At 72.7% G+C, this 25,474-nt stretch carries 20 protein-coding genes; 13 read left to right on the forward strand and 7 right to left on the reverse strand.

Translation table 11 applies throughout. The features are described from left to right. The first annotated feature begins 7 nt into the window (after positions 1 to 7). From LPC08_RS10160 to LPC08_RS10170, 3 genes are all read left to right on the forward strand, one after another. Positions 8 to 1,963, forward strand: coding sequence for an autotransporter assembly complex protein TamA (locus LPC08_RS10160; protein WP_230452570.1), 1,956 nt, complete (start codon positions 8 to 10; stop codon positions 1,961 to 1,963). Beyond that, the gene (locus tag LPC08_RS10165) at positions 1,963 to 5,997 is read left to right on the forward strand and encodes a translocation/assembly module TamB domain-containing protein (RefSeq protein WP_230452571.1); all 4,035 of its coding nucleotides are present in this window, start codon (positions 1,963 to 1,965) and stop codon (positions 5,995 to 5,997) included. The genes LPC08_RS10160 and LPC08_RS10165 overlap by 1 nt, the downstream gene beginning before the upstream one ends. Positions 5,998 to 6,133: 136 nt before the next feature. Beyond that, the gene (locus LPC08_RS10170; RefSeq protein WP_230452572.1) at positions 6,134 to 6,325 is read left to right on the forward strand and encodes a hypothetical protein; all 192 of its coding nucleotides are present in this window, start codon (positions 6,134 to 6,136) and stop codon (positions 6,323 to 6,325) included. A gap of 46 nt (positions 6,326 to 6,371) precedes the next feature. On the opposite strand, the gene LPC08_RS10175 is transcribed toward LPC08_RS10170, so the two are convergent. Then, positions 6,372 to 7,760 carry a dipeptidase gene (locus LPC08_RS10175; protein WP_230452573.1) on the reverse strand — a complete coding sequence of 463 codons (1,389 nt, stop codon included), beginning with the start codon at positions 7,758 to 7,760 and terminating at the stop codon, positions 6,372 to 6,374. A 244-nt stretch (positions 7,761 to 8,004) separates the two neighbouring features. Here LPC08_RS10175 and LPC08_RS10180 point away from each other — a divergent pair, with 244 nt between their 5' ends. From LPC08_RS10180 to LPC08_RS10200, 5 genes are all read left to right on the forward strand, one after another. Beyond that, positions 8,005 to 9,063, forward strand: coding sequence for an ABC transporter ATP-binding protein (locus LPC08_RS10180; protein WP_230452574.1), 1,059 nt, complete (start codon positions 8,005 to 8,007; stop codon positions 9,061 to 9,063). A gap of 41 nt (positions 9,064 to 9,104) precedes the next feature. After that, the gene (locus tag LPC08_RS10185) at positions 9,105 to 10,454 is read left to right on the forward strand and encodes an ABC transporter substrate-binding protein (protein ID WP_230452575.1); all 1,350 of its coding nucleotides are present in this window, start codon (positions 9,105 to 9,107) and stop codon (positions 10,452 to 10,454) included. Positions 10,455 to 10,578: 124 nt separating this feature from the next. Beyond that, on the forward strand, positions 10,579 to 11,532 hold the full coding sequence (locus LPC08_RS10190; RefSeq protein WP_230452576.1) for a carbohydrate ABC transporter permease: 954 nt from the start codon (positions 10,579 to 10,581) through the stop codon (positions 11,530 to 11,532). After that, the gene (locus tag LPC08_RS10195; RefSeq protein WP_230452577.1) at positions 11,525 to 12,436 is read left to right on the forward strand and encodes a carbohydrate ABC transporter permease; all 912 of its coding nucleotides are present in this window, start codon (positions 11,525 to 11,527) and stop codon (positions 12,434 to 12,436) included. Before LPC08_RS10190 ends, LPC08_RS10195 begins: the two co-directional genes overlap by 8 nt. 60 nt (positions 12,437 to 12,496) lie before the next feature. Beyond that, a complete protein-coding gene (locus tag LPC08_RS10200) occupies positions 12,497 to 12,697 on the forward strand; it encodes a KTSC domain-containing protein (protein ID WP_230452578.1) in 201 nt (66 codons plus the stop codon). On the opposite strand, the gene LPC08_RS10205 is transcribed toward LPC08_RS10200, so the two are convergent. From LPC08_RS10205 to LPC08_RS10215, 3 genes are all read right to left on the reverse strand, one after another. Further along, positions 12,660 to 13,718 carry a DmpA family aminopeptidase gene (locus tag LPC08_RS10205; protein WP_230452579.1) on the reverse strand — a complete coding sequence of 353 codons (1,059 nt, stop codon included), beginning with the start codon at positions 13,716 to 13,718 and terminating at the stop codon, positions 12,660 to 12,662. The two genes, LPC08_RS10200 and LPC08_RS10205, sit on opposite strands and share 38 nt — an antisense overlap. 59 nt (positions 13,719 to 13,777) lie before the next feature. Then, positions 13,778 to 14,236, reverse strand: coding sequence for a GlcG/HbpS family heme-binding protein (locus LPC08_RS10210; RefSeq protein WP_230452580.1), 459 nt, complete (start codon positions 14,234 to 14,236; stop codon positions 13,778 to 13,780). 81 nt (positions 14,237 to 14,317) lie between these two features. Continuing rightward, complete coding sequence (locus LPC08_RS10215; RefSeq protein WP_230452581.1) at positions 14,318 to 14,563, reverse strand: hypothetical protein; 246 nt, start codon at positions 14,561 to 14,563, stop codon at positions 14,318 to 14,320. 281 nt (positions 14,564 to 14,844) lie between these two features. Between LPC08_RS10215 and urtA the strand changes: the two genes are divergently transcribed. The 5 genes from urtA (at position 14,845) to urtE (ending at position 20,445) form a co-directional block, all read left to right on the forward strand. Next, on the forward strand, positions 14,845 to 16,173 hold the full coding sequence (urtA, locus tag LPC08_RS10220; protein ID WP_230452582.1) for an urea ABC transporter substrate-binding protein: 1,329 nt from the start codon (positions 14,845 to 14,847) through the stop codon (positions 16,171 to 16,173). A 67-nt stretch (positions 16,174 to 16,240) separates the two neighbouring features. After that, positions 16,241 to 17,815 (forward strand): urea ABC transporter permease subunit UrtB, encoded by a 1,575-nt coding sequence (urtB, locus tag LPC08_RS10225; protein ID WP_230452583.1) that lies wholly within the window; start codon positions 16,241 to 16,243, stop codon positions 17,813 to 17,815. After that, a complete protein-coding gene (gene urtC / locus LPC08_RS10230) occupies positions 17,812 to 18,951 on the forward strand; it encodes an urea ABC transporter permease subunit UrtC (protein WP_370643327.1) in 1,140 nt (379 codons plus the stop codon). The genes urtB and urtC overlap by 4 nt, the downstream gene beginning before the upstream one ends. 29 nt (positions 18,952 to 18,980) lie before the next feature. Beyond that, positions 18,981 to 19,730 (forward strand): urea ABC transporter ATP-binding protein UrtD, encoded by a 750-nt coding sequence (urtD, locus tag LPC08_RS10235; RefSeq protein ID WP_370643350.1) that lies wholly within the window; start codon positions 18,981 to 18,983, stop codon positions 19,728 to 19,730. After that, positions 19,720 to 20,445 (forward strand): urea ABC transporter ATP-binding subunit UrtE, encoded by a 726-nt coding sequence (gene urtE / locus LPC08_RS10240; protein ID WP_230452585.1) that lies wholly within the window; start codon positions 19,720 to 19,722, stop codon positions 20,443 to 20,445. The genes urtD and urtE overlap by 11 nt, the downstream gene beginning before the upstream one ends. A gap of 461 nt (positions 20,446 to 20,906) precedes the next feature. Here urtE and atzF read toward each other — a convergent pair whose 3' ends face one another. The 3 genes from atzF to LPC08_RS10255 form a co-directional block, all read right to left on the reverse strand. Beyond that, positions 20,907 to 22,718, reverse strand: coding sequence for an allophanate hydrolase (gene atzF, locus LPC08_RS10245; RefSeq protein ID WP_230452586.1), 1,812 nt, complete (start codon positions 22,716 to 22,718; stop codon positions 20,907 to 20,909). 136 nt (positions 22,719 to 22,854) lie between these two features. Continuing rightward, positions 22,855 to 24,543 (reverse strand): hypothetical protein, encoded by a 1,689-nt coding sequence (locus LPC08_RS10250; protein WP_230452587.1) that lies wholly within the window; start codon positions 24,541 to 24,543, stop codon positions 22,855 to 22,857. Between the two features lie 5 nt (positions 24,544 to 24,548). Further along, the gene (locus LPC08_RS10255; protein WP_230452588.1) at positions 24,549 to 25,415 is read right to left on the reverse strand and encodes a DUF6502 family protein; all 867 of its coding nucleotides are present in this window, start codon (positions 25,413 to 25,415) and stop codon (positions 24,549 to 24,551) included. Positions 25,416 to 25,474: the final 59 nt, after the last annotated feature.

Genomic DNA, 25,474 nt, shown 5'->3' on the forward strand with positions numbered 1-25,474 from the left:
CCGTCCGTTGCCCGTTCTCCACCCCCGCCTGCTCGCCCTGCCGCTCCTGCTGCCGCTTCTCGTCTGCCTTCCGGCCGGTTGGCCTGCCGCCCAGCCCCGTCCGGCCGCCGCGCCGGCCGACCCCGACCGGGAGGCCGCGCCCGGCGTCGCGACCGGCCAGGGCCCCGCGCCCCTCCCGGCGCCCGCCGACGACATCGCCGAGCCGACCCTGCCCTATGAGACGGAACTGCGGCCGACCGGGGACGGGACGCTGGACACCCTGCTGCAGGGCGTCTCGGCGCTGCGGCGCCTGCAGGCGGCCGCCCCCACCACGGCCGAAGGGCTGGTCGCCCGGGCCCTGCAGGACCAGGGCGCGCTGATCCGCGCGCTGCGGGCGGAGGGCTACTACGACGGCCGCCCGGTGGTCCTCCTCAACGGCGAGGCGCCGGATGCCCCCCTGCTGGCCCAGCGGCTGGCGGCCGCGCCTGGCCCGGTGAGGGCCACCATCGGGGCGGAGACCGGGCCGCGCTATACCATCGGCAGCGTGCGCGTGACGCCGGAGGCGCCCGAGGCGGACATCACCGCGGCGGGGGAGGTGTCCGGCCTCGCCCCCGGCGATCCGGCCCGGGCGCAGGAGGTGGTGAACGCCGGCGAGCGCCTGCTGACCGGTCTGCGGGAGGCCGGCCACCCCTTCGCGGCGATCGCCCGGCGGGAGGTGGTGGTCGACCACGACACGCGGCTGATGGAGGTCACCTACGTCCTGGCCCCGGGCCCCCGGGCCCGCTTCGCCATGCCGGAGGTGGAGGGCGCGACCCATGTGGACCCCAGGCTGCTGCGCGCGGTGGCCGGGCAGCTGGAGGACCGGCCCTATGACCCGCGGCAGCTCGACCGGGTGCGGCGCGACATCGTGGCGCTCGGCGTCTTCGGCACCGCCCGCGCCCGCGCGGCAGAGCAGCTGGATGCCAGCGGCCGGCTGCCGGTCACCTTCCTGGTGGCCGAGCGGCCCTTCCGTGCCATCGGCGGCACCATCGCCTACGAGACGCGCAACGGCCCCACCGGCCGCATCTACTGGGAGCACCGCAACATCTTTGGCGCGGCGGAGCGCCTGAGGCTGGAGGCGGAGGTCGGCCGCACCACGGAAAGCGCCTCCGGCGACAATCTGAACGCCCGGGTCTCGGCCAATCTCCGCAAGCCCTGGCTGTTCGGGCGCAACATGTCCCTGGTGATGGAGGTCGCCGCCCTGCGCGAGCGCCTGCTGGCCTACGACCGCGATGCCGTCACCGCGAACGTGGCGCTCGAGACGAGGCCCGAGCCCCGCCTGACCCTGTCGGGCGGCGTGCTGATGGAATACGGCGACACCACGGAGGACGGGATCAAGACGAACAATCAGCTGGTGGGGCTGATCGGCACCGCCCTGTGGGACGACACGGACAACGTGCTGAACCCGTCGCGCGGGCAGCGCGCCAACCTGCTGGTCTCGCCGATCTATTCGTTGAACGGCAGCAACGTCTTCGTCCGCATCCGCGCCGGAGGCAGCACCTATTTCGACCTGCGGCACGACCAGGGCACCATCCTGGCGCTGCGCGGCTCGCTGGGCAGCATCGTCGGCTCGGAGGCCGGGCAGGTCCCGCCGCATCTGCGCTTCTATGCCGGCGGCGGCGGCTCGGTCCGCGGCTACGACTTCCAGCGGATCGGGCCGCGCAACCGCTCCGGCCGGCCGCGCGGCGGCCTCTCCCTGGTGGAGGCGAGCGTGGAGGTGCGGCAGCGGATCAGCGGGCCCTGGGGCATGGCCGCCTTCGTCGATGCGGGCAGCGTCGGCACGGACGAGATGCCGGATTTCGGCCAGCTCCGCTTCGGCGCCGGGCTCGGCCTGCGCTACGCCACGGCGATCGGGCCCATCCGCGCCGACGTCGCCATCCCGCTGAACCAGGAGCCGGGGAACAACAGCTTCGGCCTCTATGTCGGGATCGGGCAGGCCTTCTGATGCGCCGCTTCCTTCGCTGGGGCGGCGTCGCCCTGCTCGTTCTGCTGCTGCTGCCGGTGGTCCTGGTCCTGGGCGCGCTGGCCTTCGTCAACCTCGGCCCGGGCCAGGCGATGCTGGCACGGCTGGCCAGCGAGAACGTGCCGGGCCTCCAGCTGGAAGGGCTGCACGGCACCATCCCGGGCGGCCCGCAGGTGCGCCGGATCGTGCTCTCCGACCGCGAGGGCCCCTATCTCGTCGTCGAGGATGCGAGGCTCGACCTCGACCTGCGGGCGCTGCTCCGCCGCGAGGTCCGCCTTCGCACCGTCAGCGCGGAGCGGATCACCCTCTCCCGCACCCCCGTCGGCGAATCCGCCCCGGAGCCGCCCCAGGAGCCGGCGAGCCTGCTGCCGCAACTGCCGCAGTTGCCCATCGGCATCGCGATCGAGGCCCTGGAGGTGAAGCGCCTGGAGATCGGCGAGGCCGTGGCCGGCATGCCCGCCGCGCTGAACCTCCAGGCCGGCGGGCGCTGGGGCGCGGACGGTCTCTTCCTCGGGGTGAAGGGGCGCCGCCTGGACGCGCCGGGGCACCTGGACGCCGACGTGGCCTTGGCCCCGGGCCAGCAGGTGAAGCTGAACCTCGCCTATGACGAGCCTTCGGGCGGGGTCGTCGCGGGGCTGCTGGGCATCCCCCCCGCCCCCGCCTCGGCGCGGATCGGCCTGGATGGCCCGGCGGAGGGCGCGGCGCTCAGCCTCTCCGCCCGGGTCGGCGATGGCCTTGCCGCCGAGGCCAGCGGCATGCTGGCGCTGCCCGCGACCGGCGGGCTGGGGCTGCAGGCACGGGGCCGGCTGGACGCCCCGGCGCTGCTGCCCGAGCCGGTGACCGGCGGCGACTTCGCCGTGGACCTGCGCCCGGAGGGCAGCGGGCTGCGGCTGAACGCCCTGACGATCACCGCCGCCCCCGGGACGGTGGAAGCCCGCGGCTTCGCAGGCGCGACCCTGGACCTCGCGGTCCGGGCCCGGCTGGGCGAGGCGGCCCGCCTCGGCGCCTTGCTGCCGGACGGGATCGGCTGGTCCGCCGTGGAGCTGGACGGCACGGTCACCGGCAGCAGCGCCGACCCCCGGTTCGATGCGCGCGCGACGATCCGCTCCCTGCGCCTGCCACAGGCGCCGCCGGAGCTGATCGGCGAGGCCGTGACCGTCGCGCTGCGCGGCAGCCAGAGCAGGATCGAGCGGCTGGAGGTGAACGGGGCGGGGCTGAGCCTCGCGGCCTCCGGCGCGATCCGGGACCCGCTGGACCTGCGGGTGCAGGCGCGGATGGGCGATGCCGCCGCGCTGGGCAGCCTGCTGCCGGCCGGCATCGGCTGGTCGGGGCTGGAGCTGGAGGGCCGGATCACCGGCACCACCGCCGCACCCGCCGTCGACGCCCGGCTGACGATGCGTCGCCCGCGCCTCCCCGAGCCCGCGCCCGGCCTGCTGGGCGAGGCGCCCGTGCTGACGCTGCGGGGCGACCTCAGCCGCATCGAGCAGCTGGAGCTGACCGGCGCGGGCCTGACCGTGACCGCCTCCGGCGCCTATCGCGACCCGCTCGACCTCACGGCACGGCTGAACCTGGCCAATGCCGGGGCCCTGGGGCAGCCCGTCCGGGGAGAGCTGCAGGCGGAGCTGCGCGTCACCGGGACCATGGCGGCGCCGGCCGTGCGGGCGAACGTCACCAGCGCCATGCTGGAGGTGCAGGGGCGCAAGCTGGAGGCGGTGCGGCTGGAGGCGGCGCTGGACCGGCTCTCCCCGCCCACGGGGACGGCCACACTCTCCGGCCGGCTGGACGGGCAGCCGCTCAGCCTCGATGCGGCCTCGGCGCTGGAGGACGTCAGCCTGCGCATCGAGCGGCTGGCGGCGGCGCTGGGACCCCTCACCCTGCGCGGCGATGGCCGCTTCGACATGGGCCGCACCCTGTTCGAGGGCGAGGTGGTCGCCGAGGCGCGGGACCTGGCCCCGCTGTCGAAGCTGGCCGGCACGCCGCTGGCCGGCGGCTTCCGGCTGGAGGCACGCGGCCTCGCCACCCCGGAGGGGGAGCAGGCGTTGCGCGCGAACCTGCGCCTGGACCAGCTCAGCGCCGCCGGCACGCCGGTCGCGGGCACGGTGCAGGCGGAGGGCACGCTCGCCGCGCTGAACCTCAACGCCCAGCTCAGCGCCGCCGACGCGCGGCTCAGCACCCGTGCCCGGCTCGGCCTGGCCGGGCCCGAGCGCACGGTGAACCTGGCGTCGCTGGAGGTGCAGCGCGGCGCGCTCGGGATTCGCCTCGCGAGCCCGGCCACCATCACCCAGGCCGCGGATGGCGGCATCCGCATCCCCGGCCTGACCCTGGCGGGACGGCCGGGCGGCACGGTGCGCCTCGCCGGCAGCTGGGGGCCGGAGCGGGCCGACCTGCGCGCGACCATCGCCAGCCTGCCGGTCGCCATCGTCAACGCCTTCATCCCCGACCCGGCGTTGCAGGGCACGGTGGCGGGCGACATCCGCCTGACCGGCAGCACCGCCGCGCCGGCGGTCGACGGCGAGCTGCGCGCGACCGGGCTGCGCGCCGACGCGCCCTGGGCCCGCGGCCTGCCCGTGGCCAGCCTGACCGTCACGGCCCGCACGCGCGGCCAGGCGATGGAGGCCCGGGCGGAGCTGCGCGCCGGCAACGCCGCGAATGCGACGCTGGAGGCGCGGCTGCCACAGGGCATGGGGGCCGATGCGCCGTTGCAGGCGACCCTGCGCGGCCAGGGCGACGTCGCGGTGCTGGCGGGGCCCTTCCTCGCGGCCGGGGCAAGCCGGGTCACCGGGCGCATGACGATCGACGGGCGGGCCGAGGGGACGGTCTCCAGCCCCCGCATGTCCGGCGGCGCGACCCTCGCCAACGGCAGCTTCCGGGAGTTGGAATACGGCGTCGCCCTGCGGCCGATCACCGCCCGGCTCCGCTTCGACGGCGACCGCGTGGTGCTGGAGAGCCTGTCCGCGCGCGGGGGCCAGGGCAGCTTGACCGCCCAGGGCCAGATGCAGCCCTTCGTCGACGGGCAGCCACTCGACCTGACGATGACGGCGCGCAACCTCCAGCCGGCGGCGAGCGACCTCTTCACCGGCACCATGGATGCCGACCTGCAGCTCAGCGGCGGGCTGGGCAGCGGCATGCGCCTGGGCGGGCGGGTGGTGATGACGAACGCCACGCTGGGGGTTCCGGAGAACCTGCCGACCAGCGTGGTCGACCTCGGCGAGGTGCGGGAACGCGGCCGGAACCTGCGCGCCCCGGCGCCAGGCCGCGGCGCCCGCCCGGCCGCGGCGCGCGCCCCCGCCAACCCGGCCGCGCCGCCCCTCGCCCTGGACCTGACGCTGCAGGTGCCCGGCCGTTTCTACGTGCGCGGCCGCGGGCTGGATTCGGAGCTGGAGGGGCAGCTTGGCGTGACCGGGACCATCTCCACCCCGCTCATCACCGGCGACCTGGAGATGGTGCGCGGGACACTGACGGTGCTGGACCGACGCCTCAACTTCTCCCGCGGGGAGCTGCATTTCGGCAATGACGGTGTGATGCCGGAGCTGGACTTCCTGGCCAGCACGACGGTGCAGACGACGCAGATCACCGTCGCCGTGACCGGCCCGCCGACCAGGCCGGAGATCGTCTTCTCCTCGGTGCCCGAGCTGCCGCAGGACGAGGTCCTGGCGCGACTGCTGTTCAACCGCTCCGCCTCCAACCTCTCGCCCTTCCAGATCGCCCAGCTGGCGCAGATCCTGGCGGGGGCCACCGGCCTGATGGAACAGGATGCGGGGGGCGGCTTCCTCAGCCGCATCGGCCGCCGCCTGGGACTGGACCGGCTGGGCGTGGGCAGCAACGCCGCCGGCACCCCGGGCGTGGAGGCGGGCGGCTACCTCGGCGACGGCATCTACCTGAACGTCGATCCGGGCGTGACCACAGGGCAGCCGCGCGTGGGCGTGCAGATCGAGCTGACGCCGCGGCTGAAGCTGGAGAGCAGCGCCGGCACGGACGGGCAGAGCGCGGGCCTCTCCTACGAATACGAGTACTGACGCCCGGTCCGCGCGTTTCACCAGGCACGGGCGTTCCGCACGGTCTTGGCCGCCGCCGGCCTTCCGGCCGGGAGGTCTATGCTGCGGAACGCAGCGCGCCTAGATTCCACCCCAGGGAGAGAAGAAGGGAGAAGCCATGCGCTCCTTCGAAGGCCAGTTCAGCGACAACAAACCCATCCACCGTACCCGCGACGAGAAGCGCCGGCTGCTGCGCGAGCTCGAGGAGACGCTGGCGGGGATGAAGCCGCACGCCTCGCCGAGCCTGCGCGAGGCGCTGCGCACCCGTATCCGTGCCCTGCGGGCGGAGCTGGCGCCGCGACCGGGCTGACGCCGCCGGAAGGCGCGAGGCGGCTGCCGCCTCGCGCCCCGGCCGGCTACTTCGCCAGCTCGCCCAGCAACCGGGCATGCGCCCGGGCGCCGCGGGTCAGGCAGCGCCATTCGAACTTCTCGTTCGGGCTGTGCACCTGGTCGTCATCCAGGCCGAAGCCCATCAGCAGCGTCTCCATCCCCAGGATGCGGCGGAAGCTCTCCACCACCGGGATGGAGCCGCCGCAGCCGACCAGCGCCGGGGCACGGCCGTACTCCGCCTCCAGCGCGCGCGAGGCGGCGGCGATGGCCGGGCTCTCCGCCGGGACCTCGACCGCCGGGGCCGCGCCGAAGACCTGGATCTCCGCCGCGCAGTCCTGCGGCAGGCGCGCCTCCACGAAGTCCTTCAGCGAGGCGGCGATGGCCTTCGGGTCCTGGGTGCCGACGAGGCGGAAGGACACCTTGGCATGCGCCTCCGCCGCGATGACGGTCTTGGAGCCCTCCCCGGTATAGCCGCCCCACATACCGTTCACGTCGCAGGTCGGCCGCGCCCAGATCCGCTCCAGCGCGCCGTAGCCACGCTCGCCTACCGGCACGGAGAGGCCGACGTCGCCGAGGTAGCGCGCCTCGTCGAAGCCCAGCGAATCCCACTGCGCCGCCTGGGCGTTCGAGACGGGCGGCACGCCGTCGTAGAAGCCGGGAAGCTGGATGCGCCCCTCCGCGTCGTGCAGCTCGCCCAGGATGCGCGCCAGCAGGTTGAGCGGGTTGCGGGCGGAGCCGCCATACATGCCCGAATGCAGGTCGCGCGAGGCGGCGCGCAGGTCGATCTGGGTGTAGAGCAGGCCGCGCAGCCGGGTCGACAGCGCCGGCGTGTCGAAATCCCACATGTTGGTGTCGCTGACGACGACGAGATCGGCCTTCAGCTCCGCCGCATTGGCCTCCAGGAAGGCGTCGAGGCTGGGGCTGCCGACCTCCTCCTCGCCCTCGACCAGCACGCTGATGCGCGTGGGCATGCTGCCCGTCTCCGCGTGCCAGGCGCGGAAGGCGGAGAGCCAGGTCATCACCTGCCCCTTGTCGTCCACCGCGCCGCGCGCCACGACGCGGTCGCCATGCGGCCCCGGCACCACGGTCGGCTCGAAGGGCGGGCTGCTCCACAGCTCCAGCGGCTCGGCCGGCTGCACGTCGTAATGCCCGTAGTAGAGCAGGTGCGGACCCTTCGCCCCTTCGGGCCCGGGATGGTGCGCCACCACCACCGGATGCCCGGCGGTGTCGCGGACGCCGGATTCGAAGCCCAGCTCCGCCAGCTCCCGGCTCAGCCATTCGGCGGTACGGCGGCAGTCCGCCGCATGCGGCGGCTGGGCGCTCACGCTCGGGATGCGAAGCAGCTCGAAATAGCGGGCCCTGGTGTCCGCTTCCGCGGCATCGAGGCGGGCGAGCACCCCGGTCAGGTCGGTCATGCCTGTGTCTCCCTGTCGGCTGCCCGGACCCTCGCCCCCGCTCCGGACGGGCGCAAGCGCCCCCGGGGCGGAATGATCGCGGCGCCCGGCGGGGAACGCGGCGATCTGCCTTGCGGCGCAGCATAGCGTGCCCATTGCAGAACAAGGCATCCCCTGCCTAGGCTCAGCGAAACGACTACTCGGGAGACGTTCGGGATGATGCAGCGGCACCTCGCCGCCGCCATGCCGGTGTTGCGGGCACGGCATGGCCTCGGTTGACATTCGCGGCGTCCGGAAGAACTTCGGCAGCACGCAGATCCTGCACGGGGTCGACGTGTCGATCGCCGACGGCCAGTTCTGCGTGCTGGTCGGACCCTCGGGCTGCGGCAAGTCCACCCTGCTGCGCATGCTGGCGGGGCTGGAGAACATCAGCGGCGGCGAGATCGCCATCGGCGACCGGGTGGTGAACAACGTCCCGCCCAAGGACCGGGACATCGCCATGGTGTTCCAGAACTACGCGCTCTACCCGCACATGACCGTGCGCGACAACATGGCCTTCTCGCTGAAGCTCGCCGGCGCGCCGGCCGAGGCCAAGGCGCAGGAGGTGGGGCGCGCGGCGAAGATCCTGGGGCTGGAGGCGCTGCTGGACCGCTATCCGCGCCAGCTTTCCGGCGGGCAGCGGCAGCGCGTGGCCATGGGGCGCGCCATCGTGCGCAACCCGCAGGTCTTCCTGTTCGACGAGCCGCTGTCGAACCTGGACGCCAAGCTGCGCGTGCAGATGCGCACCGAAATCCGCGAGCTGCACCAGCGGCTGAAGGTCACCACCGTCTACGTGACCCACGACCAGATCGAGGCCATGACCATGGCCGACATCATCGTGGTGATGAACGGCGGGCGGGTGGAGCAGATCGGCTCGCCGCTGGAGCTGTACGACAACCCGGCCAACACCTTCGTCGCGGGCTTCATCGGCAGCCCCGCGATGAACATGCTGCGCGGTCGCGTCTCCGGCGGCGCCTTCCATGCCAACGGTTCGAACGGGACCGCCTGGCCGCTGCCGCCGGGCCTCGCGGACACGGAGGGGCGGGAGGCCATCTACGGGCTGCGCCCCGAGCAGCTCAGCCTGGACCCGCAGGGGATCCCCGCCACCGTCCAGCTCGTCGAGCCGACCGGCGCCGAGACGCAGGTGATCCTCCGCGTCGGCGACCAGAACCTGATGGGCAGCTTCCGCGAGAGGATCTCCGCCCGCCCGGGCGACGTGCTGCCGGTGCGGCCGGAGAGCGGGCAGGTCCACCTGTTCGACGCGCAGACCGGCAGGCGGATCTGACACGGACGGCAACGGCCGAACCACAACGGGAGACGACGAGAATGGCGAACATCATCACCCGCCGCAGCCTGCTCGCGGCCAGCGCCGCGGCCATGGCGGCCACCCAGCTCGGCGGCGCGGCCGTGGCGCAGACGGCGTCCAACATCGCGCGCAAGGACGTGCCGGCGCCGAGCCTGCCGATCGAGAGCGGCGCGACGCTGCGCATGCTGCGGCCCGTGCGCTTCGTCCCGGCGGATGAGGAGAACTGGCGCGCCAACTGCGCCCGCTTCACCCAGCAAACCGGCGTGCCGGTGCGCGTGGACTTCGTCGGCTGGGAGGACATCAGCCAGCAGACGGCGGTGACCGCGAATACCGGCGCGGGCCCCGACACCATCGTGGGCTTCAACGAATCGCCGCACGTCTATGCCGACAAGCTGGTGGACCTGACCGACGTCGCCGAGTACCTCGGCAACCGCTACGGCGGCTGGCTGGCGCTGGCGCAGCGCTACGGCAAGAAGCACGGGACGAACAACTGGATCGGCCTACCCTTCGGCTCCACCGGCGGGCCGCTGGTCTGGCGCAAGTCGGCGCTGAACGAGGTGGGCTACCAGGCGCCGCCGGACGACATGGCGGGCTTCCTGGACCTGGCCAAGAAGCTGAAGGCCGCGAACAAGCCGATGGGCTTCGCCCTGGGCAACGCGGTGGGCGACGGCAACGCCTTCGCCAACTGGATCGTCTGGGCGCATGGCGCCTGGCTGGTGAACGAGGACGGCTCGGTCGGGATCAACTCGCCCCAGACGGTGGAGGCGCTGACCTACCTGCGCGAGCTGTACCAGCAGTTCATCCCGGGCACGACGGCGTGGAACGACGTGTCGAACAACCGCGCCTATGCGTCGCAGGAGCTGTGGCTGACGCAGAACGGCGTGTCGCTCTACTTCTCGCTGAAGAACGACCCGGCGACGCGCCACATCGCCGACGACACGTTCCACAGCCTGGTGCCGAAGGGGAAGGCGGATTCCACGCCCAATGCGGGGCTCACCATGAACGCCATGGTGTTCAAGCACTCCCGCTATCCGAACGCCGCCAAGGCGCTGCTGACCTTCCTGTTCGAGACGGAGCAGTACGACCCCTGGCTGCAGGCCAATCTGGGCTACTGGTCGCAGCCGCTGGAGGCCTTCTCGGAATCGGCCGTGTGGAAGTCGGACGAGAAGATCTCGATCTTCAAGGACACCATGCGCAGCACCTTCTGGAACGGCTACAAGGGTCCGATCAGCGAGGCCTCGGCCAGCGCCACCAACGACTACGTGCTGGTGCAGATGGCCGCCGCCGCCGCCTCCGGCCAGTCCACGCCGGAGGCCGCGGCCCGCGAGGCGGCCCGGCGGGCCGAGCGCTACTTCCGCCGGCGCGGCTGAGCATCCGGCGGCGCCCGGTCCGGGACAACCGGCCGGGTCGCCGCCGCAACACGTCATGCGAGGTGCGGCGCACGCCGCGGGGTAGGCCGCCCCGCGGCGACCCGCACCGGGGAGGGAGGGGCGGATGTCCGAGGCAACCTTGCCGCGCTGGGTCGCGCGGCGGTCGGATCCGGGCTGGCTCGTCCGGCTGTTCGACAACAAGGCGTTCCTGATCTTCGTCTGCCTGCTGCCGGCGGTCGGGCTGCTGATGACCTTCCTGACCTACCCGCTGGGGTTGGGCATCTACCTCGCCTTCACCGACACCACGATCGGGCGGCCGGGCATCTGGGTGGGCTGGGAGAACTTCGAGTACCTGTTCGAGGACCCGATCTTCTGGGGCGCGGTCTTCTATTCCGTCTTCTACACCGCCGTCGCCACCATCCTGAAGTTCGGGCTGGGGCTGTGGCTGGCGCTGCTGCTGAACCACCATGTCCCGTTCAAGAGCCTGCTGCGCGCCATCGTGCTGCTGCCCTGGATCGTGCCCACGGTGCTCTCGGCCATCGCCTTCTGGTGGATCTACGACCCGCAGTTCTCGATCATCTCCTGGGCCTTCATCAAGCTCGGCCTGCGCGAGACCAACATCGACTTCATCTCCACCGCCTGGCCGGCGCGCTGGAGCCTGATCGCGGCGAACGTCTGGCGCGGCATCCCCTTCGTGGCGATCTCGCTGCTGGCCGGGCTGCAGACCATCTCGCCCTCGCTCTACGAGGCTGCGCTGATCGACGGCTCCACGCCCTGGCAGCGCTTCCGCTACATCACCTTCCCGATGCTGCTGCCGATCCTGGCCATCGTGATGACCTTCTCGATCATCTTCACCTTCACCGACTTCCAGCTCGTCTACGCCATCACGCGCGGCGGCCCGGTGAACTCCACCCACCTGCTGGCGACGCTCGCCTTCCAGCGCGGCATCCCGGGCGGGCAGCTCGGCGAGGGCGCGGCCATCGCCGTCTCGATGATCCCCTTCCTCGTCTTCGCGACGCTGTTCAGCTACTTCGCGCTCGCGCGGCGCAAGTGGCAGCAGGGAGAGGCCAATGACTGACGCCGCCGCAGCCGCGACGCAGCAGCCCACCGACAAGCAGGACGATGCCGCGCCGGAGCTGCTGCACTGGGACAGCCGCGCGCGCCGGGTGATGACGATCTACCTGCCGCTGGCGGTCTTCGTCTTCATCCTGCTCTTCCCCTTCTACTGGATGGCGATCACCTCTTTCAAACCGAACTCGGAGCTGTACGACTTCCAGCGGAACAACCCGTTCTGGATCAACTCGCCGACCCTCGACCACATCCACAAGCTGCTGTTCGAGACGGCCTATCCGCGCTGGCTGATGACGACGATGGGGGTGGCGATCGGCTCCACCGTCCTCTCCCTCTTCGCCTCCACCCTCGCGGCCTATGCCATCCAGCGGCTGCGCTTCCGCGGCAGCCAGTATGTCGGGCTGGCGATCTACCTCGCCTATCTCGTGCCGCCGTCGATCCTGTTCATCCCGCTGGCGACGATGGTGGTGCAGCTGGGGCTGTTCGACAGCCCGCTGGCGCTGATCCTGGTCTATCCGACCTTCCTGATCCCCTTCTGCACCTGGCTGCTGATCGGCTACTTCAAGTCCATCCCCTACGAGCTGGAGGAATGCGCCCTGATCGACGGGGCGACCCGGCTGCAGATCCTGTGGCAGATCACCCTGCCGCTGGCCGTGCCGGGGCTGATCAGCGCGGGCATCTTCGCCTTCACCCTGTCCTGGAACGAGTTCATCTACGCCCTGGCCTTCATCCAGAGCAGCCAGAACAAGACCGTCCCCGTGGCGATCCTGACGGAGCTGGTGACGGGCGACGTGTACCAGTGGGGGGCGCTGATGGCGGGCTCGCTGCTGGGCTCGCTGCCGGTCGCGATCTTCTATTCCTTCTTCGTGGACTACTACGTGTCCTCGATGACGGGTGCGGTGAAGGAGTAGTCTCCGGCCCCCGGGGACCCCATATGGGAGGGGCGGCGACGGTGCCGCCCCATCCCCGACATGCCCGAGATCCAGTCCTCCGCCATCCGCCGCATCGAGCACGACGAGCCCAGCGCGTGCCTCGCCGTCTGGTTCCGCCACCGTGGCCAGCCCTATGTCTTCCGCGGCGTCTCCCGCTCCCTGTTCGAGCAGTTCGTGAAGGCCCCCTCCCCGGGCGCCTTCTTCAACCGCCGCATCCGGGACCGCTTCCCGGCCGGCTGAGCAGGTCGCGCAGCGCCTTGCGCCGGTGGCCGCGGAAGCCGCGCTCCGGCCCGGCGGCCGCCAGCGCATCCAGCACCGCCTCCTCCGTCGCCTCGGCCGCCGCGGCGAAGAGCGGGTCGATCCGGCTCTCCGCCAGCACCCGGCGTTCGAGGATCGCGCCGGGCGGGTCGTGCGGGATGCGGTGCGCGGTGCCGAAGGCGAGCGCGATGTCGCCGCTGCCATGGCCCCAGAAGGACCCCGTGCGCGCGATCCCCGCCCCGGCGCGCAGGGCCACGCGTCGAAGCTGGCGCGCCTCCAGCGGCACGTCCGTCGCCAGCACGACGATGACCGAGCCGCGTTCCGGCGCGGCCGGGCCACGCGGATCGGCGCTTCGCCCGTCCGGCAGGCGCAGGTCGCCGGGCCGGCCGAAATTCGCCAGCACCAGCGCGCCCAGGTGGAACGCCGCCCCGTCCAGCTCCACGCGGCGGGAGGCGGTGCCGATGCCGCCCTTCAACCCGTAGCAGCTCATCCCCGTCCCGGCGCCGACCGAGCCGGAGGCGAAGGTTTCTCCGGCCGCGTCCAGCGCGGCGACGGCGTCGGCCGGGGTGACGGCCATGGCCTGGATGTCGTTCAGGTGGCCGTCGTTGCACTCCATCACCACGGGGTTGACCGTGGCGGTGTCGCGACCGATGCGCGGCTCCTCCGCGATGGCACGGCGGATCAGCGCCTCGGCACAGGCGGCGACGCCGAAGGTGTTGGTGAGCAGGATGGGTGTCTCCAGCTCGCCCAGCTCCTCCACCTGCACGAGGCCGATGCTCTTGCCGAAGCCGTTCAGCACGGCCACGGCGGCGGGCACCTTCTCGCGGTACAGGCTGCCGCCATGGGGCAGGATGGCGGTGACGCCGGTGCGGATATCCGCGCCGGCCCGCAGCGTGCGGTGGCCGACCCGCACCCCGGGCACGTCCGTGATCGCGTTGTGCGTCCCCGGCGGCAGCCGGCCGACCGCCAGCCCCAGGTCACGCGCACGCGTAACCTCCGACAAAGGGTCGCGCGCCCGTTCTGACGCCGGGCCGCCCGCCGACTGGGCGGGGGTGCCGCCCGTCACTCGCCCGTATCGGCCGTGAAGCCCGCAGCCCTGATGCCGGCCACCGCCGCCAGCTCGTCCTTGTCCGAGGCATCGCCGGAGACGCCCACCGCGCCCAGGATCGTGCCCTTGGCATCGCGCACCAGCACGCCACCCGGCACCGGCACGGCCGAGCCGCCCGTGAGGTCGGAGAAGGCGTTCATGAAGCCCGGCATGGCCTGGGACCGCTTGGCCAGCTCCCGCCCGCCGAAGCCCAGCGCCATGGCGCCGTTGGCCTTGCCATGGGCGATGGCCGGGCGGGCCAGGCTGCACCCGTCCTCGCGCGCCATGGCCTTGTACTGGGCGGCCTGGTCCAGCACGACGACCGTCAGCGGCGCCAGGTTCAGGCGGCGGCCCTCCGCCAGCGCCTCGCGCACGATGGTCTGCGCGGCATCGAGGGTCAGGCCGTGGTCGAAGCCGGTCGGGGGGTTGGGCATGGGCGCCTCCTTCGGTTCAGCGATCGCGGATAGACCACGCCGCGTGCCCGCCGGCCAGCCCGGTCCCCGACGGGGCAGCGGTCAGGGGGCCGGCAAAGGCGGATCGCGGTCGTATTCCAGGCGCAGCCAGCGGCCCGGGCCGCCGCCGGCCGGCCCCAGCACCCAGCTCCGCCCGTCGGTGGTGTCGATCAGGAAGGCGGTCGGCTCGCCGTTCGCGCCGGTGGTGGCCACGATCTGGAAGCGACCGGCCGGACCAAGCGGGATGCTGGCCGCGGCGGCCAGGTCGGCTTCCGCCGGAAACGGGGTGTCCTCGGTGGTCTCGGCCATCATCCTATCCTCTCTGCCGTCCGGTGCCGCGCGGCCAACGACCGTGGCGTCGGCAGGGTTCCGCGCAGCCTGGGCAATTCCTCGCCCACGCCTGCCTGTTTGCTGGGCAGCGGTCGGGGCAGGACCGGAATCCGGCACGATGCGCCCGTCATCGCAATATGTGGCATCCGGGTTGCTAACCGAGACGTGAGGGACACGCCCGCTGAGGGTGGGGGTGAGCCCCTCGTGGTGCCGGCGGCGAGCCGCCGCCACCCACGTCACGCTTCAGGGGATGAACCTCCATGCCGTCCGATCGCCCCGTGCCCCAGGCCACGCCGCTGGGCCGCCGCAGTTTCGGCCGCCTCGGCGCCGCGCTGGCCCTGACGGCCGGCTTCCCCGCCATCATCGGCTCCGCCCGGGCGCAGGCCAGCGGGCCGGTCAAGCTCGGCATCCTGCACTCCCTCTCCGGCACCATGGCCATCAGCGAGACGACGCTGAAGGACGTGATGCTCATGCTCATCGAGGAGCAGAACAAGAAGGGCGGCGTGCTGGGCCGCAAGCTGGAGGCGGTGGTGGTCGACCCGGCCTCCAACTGGCCGCTCTTCGCCGAGAAGGCGCGCCAGCTCATCTCCCAGGACAAGGCGGCCGCCACCTTCGGCTGCTGGACCTCCGTCTCGCGCAAGTCCGTGCTGCCGGTCTTCGAGGAGCTGAACAGCATCCTCTTCTACCCCGTGCAGTACGAGGGCGAGGAGAGCAGCAAGAACGTCTTCTACACCGGCGCCGCCCCGAACCAGCAGGCGATCCCCGCGGTCGACTACCTGATGAAGGAGGAGAGCGTGCAGCGCTGGGTGCTGGCGGGCACCGACTACGTCTACCCGCGCACGACGAACAAGATCCTGGAAGCCTACCTGAAGGCGAAGGGCGTCGCGCAGTCCGACATCCTGATCAACTACACCCCCTTCGGCCACAGCGACTGGCAGAACATCGTCAGCCAGATCAAGTCCTTCGGCTCCTCGGGCAAGAAGACCGCCGTCGTCTCCACCATCAACGGCGACGCCAACGTCCCCTTCTACAAGGAGTTGGGCAACCAGGGGATCAAGGCGACCGACATCCCCGTCGTCGCCTTCTCCGTCGGCGAGGAGGAACTGGCCGGCCTCGACACCGGGCCGCTGGTCGGCCACCTGGCCGCCTGGAACTACTTCATGTCGGTGGACGACCCCGCCAACAAGGCCTTCATCCAGCAGTGGCAGGCCTTCACCAAGAACCCGAAGCGCGTCACCAACGACCCGATGGAGGCGCACTACATCGGCTTCAACATGTGGGTGAAGGCGGTGGAGAAGGCCGGCACCTTCGACGCCGACCCGGTGATCGACGCGATGATCGGCGTCGCCGCCCCGAACCTGACCGGCGGCGTCTCCACCATGATGTCGAACCACCACATCACAAAGCCCGTGCTGATCGGCGAGATCCAGGGCAATGGCCAGTTCAACATCGTCTCGCAGACGCCGGGCACCATCGTGGCGCAGGAATGGTCGCCCTACCTCGAGGGCTCCAAGGACCTGATCGCCAACTGGCGCCGGCCGATGTCCTGCGGCAACTACAACGTCCGCCTGGGCAAGTGCGGCGGCTGACCCGCCCGAACGGGAGGGGCCCGCGCGGCCCCTCCCCCTTCCTTTCCGCTGACCGAGGGTGACCCGCATGGCGCGCCTCCTCGCCCTCACGTTGCTGCTGCTCGCCCTCGCGGTGCAGCCGCTCAGGGCGCAACCGGCCGGGCTCGACCTGCTGGGCTCCAACTCCTTCGACGACATCCGCCGTGGCGTGGAGACGCTGGCCACCTCGGGCGAGCCGCGCGCCGCGCCGATCCTGGCCGCCTTGCAGGCCGGGCAGCTCTATGCGCGCCCCGACCGCAGCCTGCTGATCCGCGACGGCGCGACCTACCGCGATGCGCTGACCGGCGCGCCCGTGACCGAGGCCGGCAGCCCGCGCGCCGTGCGGCTCAACAACGCCGTGCGCCGCGCCATCGAGGCCGCGCTGGGCGGCCTGCGCCTGTTCGACCCAGACCCCGCCACCCGCGCCACCGCTGCGGCCGCCGTCTTCCGCGCCCGCGACGCCGCCGCCCTGCCCGCGCTGGACCGCGCCATCGCGCAGGAGCGGGATGCGGGGGTGAGGCGCACCATGGCCGAGGCCCGCGCCGCCGCGATCCTGGCCTCCGGCGAGAGCGCCGAGGCGGACCGGCTCGCCGCCGTGGCGACGCTGCGCGACCGCGGCGACATCGACGCGCGCGCCCTGCTCTCCTCGCTGGGCAGCCAGCCGCCCGCCGTGGCCGATGCGGCCGCCGCGGCCGTGACCGCGATCGACTTCAACCTGAAGCTCTGGGGCCTGGCGCAGAACGCCTATTACGGGCTCAGCCTGGGCTCGGTGCTGCTGCTGGCCGCCGCCGGGCTTGCCATCACCTTCGGCGTCATGGGCGTGATCAACATGGCGCATGGCGAGCTGGTGATGCTCGGCGCCTACGTCACCTTCCTGGTGCAGGACGTGATCCGCGCGAACGCGCCGGGGATGTTCGGCTGGAGCCTGGCCATCGCCATCCCGCTGGCCTTCCTGATCACCGGCGCCATCGGCGTCGCGATCGAGCGGCTGCTGATCCGTTTCCTGTATGGTCGGCCGCTGGAGACGCTGCTTGCGACCTTCGGCCTGTCGCTGGTGCTGCAACAGGCCGTGCGCTCCGCCTTCGGCCCCACCAACCGCGAGGTCGGCACCCCCGCCTGGATGAGCGGCGCGTCGCAGTTCGGCGGGCTGACCATCACCTGGAACCGCTTCGCCATCATCCTCTTCGCCTTCGCCGTGGTCTTCGCCCTGATGGCCGCGCTCCGCTACACGCCGCTCGGGCTGCGGATGCGCGCGGTGACGCAGAACCGGCGCATGGCGGCGGCAATGGGGATCAGGACGCCCTGGATCGACGCGCTGACCTTCGGCCTGGGCTCCGGCGTCGCTGGCATCGCGGGGGTGGCGCTGAGCCAGATCGACAACGTCTCGCCCAATCTCGGCCAGGGCTACATCATCGACAGCTTCATGGTCGTGGTCTTCGGCGGCGTCGGAAACCTGTGGGGCACCGTCATCTCCGCCATGACCCTGGGCGTGGTGAACAAGTTCCTGGAACCCTTCGCCGGCGCCGTGCTGGGCAAGATCGTCGTGCTGGTCCTGCTGATCCTGTTCATCCAGCGCCGCCCGCGCGGGCTGTTCCCGGTCAAGGGAAGGTTCGTCGAATCGTGAGCAACCGCGCCGCCGCCCTCACCCTGGCGCTGATCCTCGGCAGCGCGCTACTGCTGGCCGGGCTGAACCTGCTCACCGCGCCGGGCAGTGCCTTCCACGTGCCGACCTACATGGTCTCGCTGTTCGGCAAGTACCTCAGCTTCGCCATCCTGGCGCTGGCGGTGGACCTGGTCTGGGGCTTCGCCGGCATCCTCAGCCTGGGCCACGCCGCCTTCTTTGCCCTCGGCGGCTATGCCATGGGCATGTACCTGATGCGCCAGATCGGGCCGCGCGGGGTCTACGGCAACCCGATCCTGCCGGACTTCATGGTCTTCCTGAATTGGCCGGAGCTGCCCTGGTACTGGTGGGGCTTCAACTGGTTCCCCTTCGCGATGCTCATGGCGATGCTCGTCCCCGCCGTGCTGGCGGCGGTGTTCGGCTGGCTCGCCTTCCGCTCCCGCGTGACGGGGGTGTACCTGTCCATCATCACCCAGGCGCTGACCTACGCCCTGCTCCTCGCCTTCTTCCGCAATGACATGGGCTTCGGCGGCAACAACGGGCTAACCGACTTCAAGGACATCCTGGGCGTTCCGCTGCAGCTGGATTCCACCCGCTGCGCGCTGCTGGTCATCACCGCCGTCGCGCTCTGCGCCTGCTTCCTGCTGGCGCGCTGGATGGTGCGCTCGCGCTACGGCAAGGTGCTCGTCGCCGTGCGCGACACGGAAAGCCGCACCCGCTTCCTCGGCTACCGGCCGGAGAGCTACAAGCTGGTGGCCTGGGTGACCTCAGCCGTGATGGCGGGGATCGGCGGCGCGCTCTACGTGCCGCAGGTGGGCATCATCAACCCCGGCGAGTTCGCCCCCGCCAACTCCATCGAGGCGGTGGTCTGGGTCGCGGTCGGCGGCCGCGGCACGCTGACCGGCGCGATCCTGGGCGCCATCGTGGTGAACGCGGGCAAGAGCCTCTTCACCGGGGCTCTGCCGGAGCTGTGGCTCTTCGCGCTGGGCGGGCTGTTCATCCTCGTCACCCTGTTCCTGCCCAAGGGAATCGTCGGCTCCCTGCGTCCCCTTGGCCCGAGCAAGGCGCCGGGCGGCGTGCCGGAACCGGCCACTCCCCCGTCCCCCGCCGAGTCCGCCGCGAAGGAGGCCACCTCGTGAGCGAGACCCTCGACGCCGCCCCGCCGGGCGTGCGCAGCAAGGCGGGCACGCTGCTCTACGTGGACAACGTCACCGTCACCTTCGACGGCTTCCGCGCGCTGAACGCCCTGTCGCTGATCCTCCAGCCCGGGGAGATGCGCGCGGTGATCGGCCCGAACGGCGCCGGCAAGACGACGATGATGGACGTCATCACCGGCAAGACCCGCCCCGACAAGGGCGAGGTGGTGTTCGGCCAGGACACCGACCTGACGAAGCTGGACGAGCCCTCGATCGCCCGTCTCGGCATCGGCCGCAAGTTCCAGAAGCCCACCGTGTTCGAGCCGCACACGGTCTGGGACAACCTCCTCCTTTCGCTGGCCGGCGACCGCGGCACGCGCTTCGCCCTCTTCGCGCAGGAGACGGCGGCGGAGCGGCGGCGGATCGAGGAGATCCTGGCCACGACGAAGCTGACGGACCATGCCTGGCGCCGGGCGGGCGACCTGTCCCACGGGCAGAAGCAGTGGCTGGAGATCGGCATGCTGCTGGCGCAGGAGCCGAAGCTGCTGCTCGTGGACGAGCCGGTGGCCGGGATGACGGATGCCGAGACGGCCCAGACCGCCGAGCTGCTGCGCGAGATCAACCGCACCCGCTCGGTGGTGGTGGTGGAGCACGACATGGATTTCGTCCGCGCGCTGGGCGTGAAGGTGACGGTGCTGCACGAGGGCAGCGTGCTCTCGGAGGGCAGCCTGAGCCACGTCAGCAGCGATCCCCGGGTGGTCGAGGTGTATCTTGGCCGGTGACGCCGATCCCCGGGCCCCCGAGCTTCAGGTCACGGGTGTCGACCTGCACTACGGCGCGGCCATCGCGCTGCGCAACGTCACCTTCTCCGCCCGCATCGGCGAGGTGACCTGCCTGCTCGGCCGCAACGGCGTGGGCAAAACCTCGCTGCTGCGCGCCATCACCGGGGCGCATCCCGTGTCCAGAGGCACGATCACCTGGGAAGGCCAGGACATCACCCGCCTGCCGCTCTACGAGCGCGCCCAGCGCGGCATCGCCTGGGTGCCGCAGGGGCGCGACATCTTCCCGCTGCTGACCGTGCGGGAGAACATGGAGACGGGCTTCGCCGTGCTGCCCCGCCGCGAGCGGCGCATCCCGGAGGAGATCTACGAGCTGTTCCCCGTGCTGAAGACCATGCTGCACCGGCGCGGCGGCGACCTTTCCGGCGGGCAGCAGCAGCAGCTCGCCATCGCGCGCGCCCTGATCATGAAGCCGCGCCTGCTGGTGCTGGACGAGCCGACCGAGGGCATCCAGCCCTCGATCATCAAGGATATCGGCCGGGTCATCACCCTGCTGCGCTCGCGCGGGCAGATGGCGATCGTGCTGGTCGAGCAGTATTTCGACTTCGCCCATGCGCTCGGCCAGAAGCTGGACGTGATGGAGCGCGGCGACATCGTGATCTCCGGCCGGCAGGACGAGCTGGACCGCGAGGACGTGTTGCGCCGGGTCTCCGTGTGATCCCGCCGGCAAGATGACCTGACCCGTTATGCTGTGGTGTTCCGGCGGCGGACCGGGAGGGGACGCCGTCCCCTCCACGGACCCTCCCCTGCCGGGGCCACAAGCGGGCCCCGGTCCCCGCTGGGAGTTGGCTCGGGGTGGTGGGCGTAAGCCTGCGGGCTGAACCCTGACGGCGCGCGGACAGGCGGAACTCCGAGAAAGCTCAGAAGGCGTCAGCGAGTGCGGTGGCCGTACCCGCCGAGGAGCCATGCTCCTCGGCGCCTCGACCCCGTCGCAGCCATCCGCGCAGCAGCGCTCCTCGGGTCCAGGGGCTCTGCTCCTGGCGGAGTGGGGGTATCGGGGGCGAGGCAGAGCCTTGCCCCCGGGCCACGGGCACCCCGCCGGCACGGATCAGGGCATCACGCCGCCCGTATGATCCGCCCGGGCTGGGGAGGATGCCGCCCCCGGCGGCGACCCTGCGCTCAGCCGCCCGCCACGTAGGCGCGCCAGCCGCCGAAGCGGGAGATGTCTTCGGCTCCCACGGTGCCCTCCGCCTCCACCAGGAAGCCCTTCGCTGCCGTGCCGTCGGCCAGGCGCAGCGTGCCGATCCCCAGTGGCGCGGGGATGGCGGCGACGAAGCGGCCGAAGCCTTCGGCCGGCAGCGCCCAGACCTCGACCGCGACGGGCGTCCCCGCCCCCGAGGCGACGCGCAGCAGGCCAGGGCGCTTCGGCGGCCCACCCGGCAGGGCGTAGAGCCGATAGTCCGGCAGCGTCGCCGCTGCCCGCAGGAACCGTGCGCCGCAGGCCAGCAGCTCGCCGTTCAGCGCCATGCCGGAGAGGTGCGCGCCCACCACCGCCAGGGCGACCTCGCCCGGCGCCGCCTCCGCTGGGCGCACCGGTGGCTCCGGCACGCGCTCCGTCGTCGCGCCGATGGTCAGCCCGGCTGCCGCGTGCAGCCGCTCGCCCAGCCCAGTCAGTAGCGCGTCCTGGCCAGCCGGCGCGATCAGCGTGACGCCGGCGGGGAAGCCATCCGCCCGGAAGCGGCCTGGCACTGCCAGGGCGCAGAGGTCCAGCAGGTTCACAAAGTTGGTGTAGGTGCCCAGCTCGCTGTTCGGCCCGATCGGGTCGGCGGCGAGATCGGCGACCGTGCGGGGCCGGGGATAGGTCGGCACCGCCAGCACGTCGATGTGCTGCCACACCGCCTCGGCGGTGCGGCGAAGCTCCGTCAGCCGGTACAGCCCGTCGAAGGCGTCGGCGGCCGACAGCCGTTCGGCGCCTGCGATGATCCGCCGGGTCACGGGATGCAGGAGCTCCGGCCGCTCCTGCATGACCGTGCGGATGGCCGCATAGCGCTCCGCCACCCAGGGGCCCTGGTAGAGCAGCTCCGCCACGGCGAAGAAGGGGGAGAGGTCGACCGGCACCATCTCGCCGGCCAGGGCCGCGATATCCCCGAGCGATGCGTCGAACGCCGTCTCCGACTGCGCATCCCCGGCGAAGCGGCGGCTGGCGGCATCCGGCACGCCGATCCGAAGCCTGGGTGGGACGACAGGCGCCCCCGGCGGGGGCATGCGGCGCGACCAGGGGTCGGCGGCATCGTGGCCTGCGATCACCGAGAGGACCGTCGCCGCATCCGCGACCGTCCCTGCGAAGACGGAGATGGTATCCAGCGTGCGGCAGGCGGGCAGCATGCCCGTCCCCGGCACCATGCCGAGGCTCGGCTTCAGCCCGGCGATGTTGTTCAACCCCGCCGGTACCCGGCCGGACCCGGCCGTGTCCGTGCCCAACGCGACGCTGACGATCCCGCGTGCCACGGCCACGGCCGAGCCGGAGCTGGAGCCGCCGGGCACCATCGCAGCGTCCATGGCGTTGCGGGGGACCGGATAGGGCGTGCGGACCCCCACCAGCCCGGTGGCGAACTGGTCGAGGTTGGTTTTGCCGATGACGATGGCGCCGGCGGCAAGCAGGCGCTCCACCGCCGTCGCCGAGCGGGTGGGCCTGTAGGCAAAGCCCGGGCAGGCCGCGGTGGTGGGCAGGCCGGCGACGTCGATGTTGTCCTTCACCGCGCAGGGCACGCCCCAGAGCGGCTGCGCCTCCCGCCGGGCGGGATCGAGCGCCCTGGCCGCCGCCAGTGCCTGCTCCTCCGGCACCAGGGCGAGGAAGATGCCCGGGTCCTGCGCGGCCTCCAGTCGGCGATAGGCCTCGGCCACCACGGCGGCGGGGTCGAAGCGCCCGGCGGCGTAGCCCTCGCGGAGTGCCGTAAGTGTCGGGAAGGCGGGCAGCACGGCCCCGCTCACCGGGCGGAGCGCCCCTGGCCGGGCGGGCTTAGGACAGCGGAACAGGCGTGGCGCGGCATGGCGGGACTCCTCGGTCGTTGCCGCGGCGCCAGCACAGGGCGTGCCGCCGCCGGGCACCCCGGGGCCGGCGGCCAACTCAGCGCCCGGATGGACGCAGCGGCGCCGCACCCTGGGCCGGACCGGCGGCCAGCATGCTGCCACGGCCGCCATCCTCCGCCAGCCACGCATCCCCGCTCGGGCCCTGCTGGCGCTGCGGTGGCCAGCGGGCGGCGTCGGCCCGTGCGGCACCCGTCCCTTCCGCCAAGCCGCCGCTCCAGGAACCGGCCGTGATGCCACGGTTCGGCATGGGCGCTAGCTCGCCCCGGAGGCCCTGCGGCCGGGGCGGGCCGTTCAGCGCGCCACCTTGGGGGCTGCCCGGAAGGCCCGGCCCGAGCGGGCCGCCGAAGGGCAGGCCCGTGGACCCACCCAGCGGATTGCCCTGCGGACCGCCTTGCGGGCCGACCGATGGCTTCTCGCCCTGTCCGCCGCCAAGGGGCACGCCCAGGGGCGGCGGCCTTGGCCCGATGCCCGCCGATGGCTGCGCCGGGCCGCCGGGGCGTGCCCCCGGCCCAGACGAGCCGGGCACGAGGGAGGCCGGGCCACGGGGGGCCGGGCTCGGCGCCGCGGCGCCGCTCAAGCCGGCCGGGCCAAGCCCATTGGGGCCAGACCCGCTGGGGCCAAGCCCACGGGGACCGGTCCAGGCAGGACCGACGGGACGCAGGGCCGTGGCAGTCAGCGCCTGGCCGGGGCCGCCCCGCAGCTCCAGCACCGCCCGGCCCGGGGCTCCGCCGCGGAGCGCGGGCGCCAGCGTCTCGACCCCACCGCCCCAGAGCACCCGCCCGCCGACATAGCCGACATAGGATTCCACCAGGTAGCGGCGGACATCCGGGCTGAACTGCGAGGCGAGGTCGGCGAGCAGCCAGTCCGGCTCCACCGACGCGGCCAGCAGGGCCCCGTCCCGGTAGGCGCCGACCGCCGTGACCAGCGGTTCCATCGGGCCGCTGGCCGGCAGCGCCACGCCGGCCAGCGGACGCAGCCGCAGCCCGCCGATGCGCAGCCCCTCGGCATCCTGCTCCAGCCTGCCATGCACCCGAACCGTTCCCGCGGCGCGGGGATCGAGCCGTGTCGCCGCGATGCTGCCATCCGGGGCGCGCAGGCCGCTCACCGCCGCCCATTCGCCCGCCCGCCAGCCCGTGGCCCGGCCGCGGGCGTTCGCGGTCGTCACCCGCTGGCCCGCCACGACCAGCACGGCACCGTCCTGCTCGACCGCATCCACGGGACCGGAAACCTCCTGGCGGAGCGCCAGGCGGCGTGCCTGCAGCAGCGTGCCGGTGCCGCCGGCCTCCGCCACCACGACCTGGCCGGCCCGGAGATCGGCGACACCCAGCCGTCCCTGCTCCGCCTCGACGCCGAGGGCGGGGTCGTATTCCACCTCCACGCCGCTGACGCAGATGCTGGCGAAGCCGGTGATGACCCCGACGATGCCCGTGCCGCCGATGCCGCGGTCGCCCGTGACCGGCACCGTGCCGGCGCGGCCCTGCGGCGGCGCAGCCTCGGCCATGATCCCCGTGCCGCCGATGCCGCGGTCGCCGCCCTGGCCCGCCGGCGCGGGGCGACGGCTGCCGGCCGGCACCGCGGCGGCGGTCCGCAGCGGCGGGCCGTCCCCAGGCCCGATGCGGCACATGGCGGAGGTCACGGCCGCCGTGGCGGGTGCGGCCGAAGGCGGCCGTTCCGGGGCGGCGGAGCAGGCGGCCAGCAGCAGCGGCAGCAGGAGCCGGGCACGCATCGCCGTCACGTCCCGCCATCCGGCGTCTCGTCCTCGGCATAGAGGTAGACGCCCAGGTTGACCCGGCGTGTCGGCGCCCCGGGGGCGGGCGGCGCGGGGGCGGCCGCTTCCTCCTCGGCCAGGGCGGCCAGGGCCAGGCGGTTGATCGCCATCAGCAGCCGTTGCGCGCCCTCGCGCCCGGCGGCCTCGAGCCGCTCGGCCACGGCGGGGCTCAACCGGTCATAGTGGACGCTGCGGTCGAGGAAGGGCGCTTGCCCCGCGATGGAGATGTTGGCGCTGGCCGCGGCCAGATGGTCGTGCAGGTTGCGCGCGAAGTAGTAGAGCTGCTCCTCCCGGCCCTGCCGCGGCAAGAAGGCCTCCGTGTCCAGCCGCACCCGATCCAGCGCGTCGAGCGAGACGATCCCCTGGGCGAGCCAGTCGTCGAGCACGGTGCGGGCCCGCACGTCGGTGGTCACCGAGGCGACCAGCGAGTCGAAGGACGGCCCCTCGGCCGCGATGCGCGGCAGCGGCAGCGGCTGGCCCGCCGCGTCGGTATAGGCGGGCAGGCCAAGCCAGCGGGCGATCACCTGGCCGCTGAGCGTGACGATCGGGGGAACCTCGTCGCCGCCGCCCTCCTCCTCCCGCTGCCGGCGGATCTCCTTGCGGTGCACCCCGGTCAGCAGGCTGATGCGGCTGTCGGTGCGGTCGCGCGGCGCGGTCAGCAGGTCGCGCGCCGCCACCTCGACATAGAGGCCACGCAGCAGGTCGGCGAGCACGGGGAAGGTGACGCCGCTGCGGATCAGCAGGCGCACCAGGGGCCGCAGCAGCCGCCGCAACGGCCGCATCAGCGCGTCGGCGGGCATGGCGGAGGGTGGGAGGGGGGCGGACGTCACGAACGGGATGATCCAGCGAACGGCGACGTCCTAGCACAGGCGCATGTGGGAAAAATGTC

It is taken from the genome of Roseomonas sp. OT10 (assembly GCF_020991085.1).
Classification (GTDB): Bacteria; Pseudomonadota; Alphaproteobacteria; order Acetobacterales; family Acetobacteraceae; genus Roseomonas; species Roseomonas cutis.